Origin of the sequence: Bacillus sp. 0909A (assembly GCF_036765115.1) — a bacterium.
In the GTDB taxonomy this organism is placed as follows: domain Bacteria; phylum Bacillota; class Bacilli; order Bacillales; family Bacillaceae; genus Bacillus; species Bacillus mojavensis.
Window position 1 is genome coordinate 1 of sequence record NZ_JBAIZU010000015.1, and the last position, 3,060, is coordinate 3,060.

The window sequence follows — 3,060 nt, forward strand, 5'->3', positions numbered from 1 at the left end:
TTGAGAGTGTTCTCTCAAAACTAGATAACAGGTGTGACATCATTAGAAATTAGGTTAAGTCCTCGATCGATTAGTATCTGTCAGCTCCATGTGTCGCCACACTTCCACCTCAGACCTATCAACCTGATCATCTTTCAGGGATCTTACTTCCTTGCGGAATGGGAAATCTCATCTTGAGGGGGGCTTCATGCTTAGATGCTTTCAGCACTTATCCCGTCCGCACATAGCTACCCAGCGATGCCCTTGGCAGAACAACTGGTACACCAGCGGTGCGTCCATCCCGGTCCTCTCGTACTAAGGACAGCTCCTCTCAAATTTCCTGCGCCCGCGACGGATAGGGACCGAACTGTCTCACGACGTTCTGAACCCAGCTCGCGTACCGCTTTAATGGGCGAACAGCCCAACCCTTGGGACCGACTACAGCCCCAGGATGCGATGAGCCGACATCGAGGTGCCAAACCTCCCCGTCGATGTGGACTCTTGGGGGAGATAAGCCTGTTATCCCCGGGGTAGCTTTTATCCGTTGAGCGATGGCCCTTCCATGCGGAACCACCGGATCACTAAGCCCGACTTTCGTCCCTGCTCGACTTGTAGGTCTCGCAGTCAAGCTCCCTTGTGCCTTTACACTCTGCGAATGATTTCCAACCATTCTGAGGGAACCTTTGGGCGCCTCCGTTACCTTTTAGGAGGCGACCGCCCCAGTCAAACTGCCCACCTGACACTGTCTCCCCGCCCGATAAGGGCGGCGGGTTAGAAGGTCAATACAGCCAGGGTAGTATCCCACCGATGCCTCCACCGAAGCTGGCGCTCCGGTTTCCAAGGCTCCTACCTATCCTGTACAAGCTGTACCAACATTCAATATCAGGCTGCAGTAAAGCTCCACGGGGTCTTTCCGTCCTGTCGCGGGTAACCTGCATCTTCACAGGTACTATAATTTCACCGAGTCTCTCGTTGAGACAGTGCCCAGATCGTTGCGCCTTTCGTGCGGGTCGGAACTTACCCGACAAGGAATTTCGCTACCTTAGGACCGTTATAGTTACGGCCGCCGTTTACTGGGGCTTCAATTCGCACCTTCGCTTACGCTAAGCGCTCCTCTTAACCTTCCAGCACCGGGCAGGCGTCAGCCCCTATACTTCGCCTTACGGCTTCGCAGAGACCTGTGTTTTTGCTAAACAGTCGCCTGGGCCTATTCACTGCGGCTCTCTCGGGCTTGCACCCTAACAGAGCACCCCTTCTCCCGAAGTTACGGGGTCATTTTGCCGAGTTCCTTAACGAGAGTTCTCTCGATCACCTTAGGATTCTCTCCTCGCCTACCTGTGTCGGTTTGCGGTACGGGCACCTCTCACCTCGCTAGAGGCTTTTCTTGGCAGTGTGGAATCAGGAACTTCGCTACTAAATTTCGCTCGCCATCACAGCTCAGCCTTATGGGAAACGGATTTGCCTATTTCCCAGCCTAACTGCTTGGACGCGGATATCCAATACCGCGCTTACCCTATCCTCCTGCGTCCCCCCATTGCTCAAATGGTGAGGAGGTGGTACAGGAATATCAACCTGTTGTCCATCGCCTACGCCTTTCGGCCTCGGCTTAGGTCCCGACTAACCCTGAGCGGACGAGCCTTCCTCAGGAAACCTTAGGCATTCGGTGGAGGGGATTCTCACCCCTCTTTCGCTACTCATACCGGCATTCTCACTTCTAAGCGCTCCACCAGTCCTTCCGGTCTGGCTTCACAGCCCTTAGAACGCTCTCCTACCACTGTTCGAAGAACAGTCCGCAGCTTCGGTGATACGTTTAGCCCCGGTACATTTTCGGCGCAGAGTCACTCGACCAGTGAGCTATTACGCACTCTTTAAATGGTGGCTGCTTCTAAGCCAACATCCTGGTTGTCTAAGCAACTCCACATCCTTTTCCACTTAACGTATACTTTGGGACCTTAGCTGGCGGTCTGGGCTGTTTCCCTTTCGACTACGGATCTTATCACTCGCAGTCTGACTCCCAAGGATAAGTCATTGGCATTCGGAGTTTGACTGAATTCGGTAACCCGGTAGGGGCCCCTAGTCCAATCAGTGCTCTACCTCCAAGACTCTTACCTTGAGGCTAGCCCTAAAGCTATTTCGGAGAGAACCAGCTATCTCCAGGTTCGATTGGCATTTCACCCCTACCCACACCTCATCCCCGCACTTTTCAACGTGCGTGGGTTCGGGCCTCCATTCAGTGTTACCTGAACTTCACCCTGGACATGGGTAGATCACCTGGTTTCGGGTCTACGACCACGTACTCATGCGCCCTATTCAGACTCGCTTTCGCTGCGGCTCCGCATCTTCTGCTTAACCTTGCACGGGATCGTAACTCGCCGGTTCATTCTACAAAAGGCACGCCATCACCCGTTAACGGGCTCTGACTACTTGTAGGCACACGGTTTCAGGATCTCTTTCACTCCCCTTCCGGGGTGCTTTTCACCTTTCCCTCACGGTACTGGTTCACTATCGGTCACTAGGGAGTATTTAGCCTTGGGAGATGGTCCTCCCGGATTCCGACGGAATTTCACGTGTTCCGCCGTACTCAGGATCCACTCTGGAGAGAACGAAGTTTTGACTACAGGGCTGTTACCTTCTATGGCGGGCCTTTCCAGACCTCTTCATCTACCTCGTTCCTTTGTAACTCCGTATAGAGTGTCCTACAACCCCAAGAGGCAAGCCTCTTGGTTTGGGCTAATCCCGTTTCGCTCGCCGCTACTCAGGGAATCGCATTTGCTTTCTCTTCCTCCGGGTACTTAGATGTTTCAGTTCCCCGGGTCTGCCTTCTCATATCCTATGAATTCAGATATGGATACCACTCCATTACGAGTGGTGGGTTTCCCCATTCGGAAATCTCCGGATCAAAGCTTGCTTACAGCTCCCCGAAGCATATCGGTGTTCGTCCCGTCCTTCATCGGCTCCTAGTGCCAAGGCATCCACCGTGCGCCCTTTCTAACTTAACCGTTAAAAAGAATCACTATGTGATATCTTGTCTTACTAATTGAATGTGATGTCTACTGTTATCTAGTTTTCAAAGAACACGTT

Annotated in this window: 1 rRNA gene; it reads right to left on the bottom strand. The window is 52.8% G+C overall.

The annotated features are described in order from the left end of the window. Positions 1-50: 50 nt before the first annotated feature. Positions 51-2,978: ribosomal RNA gene (locus tag V6D42_RS20230) — 23S ribosomal RNA — on the bottom strand. Between the last annotated feature and the right edge of the window lie 82 nt (positions 2,979-3,060).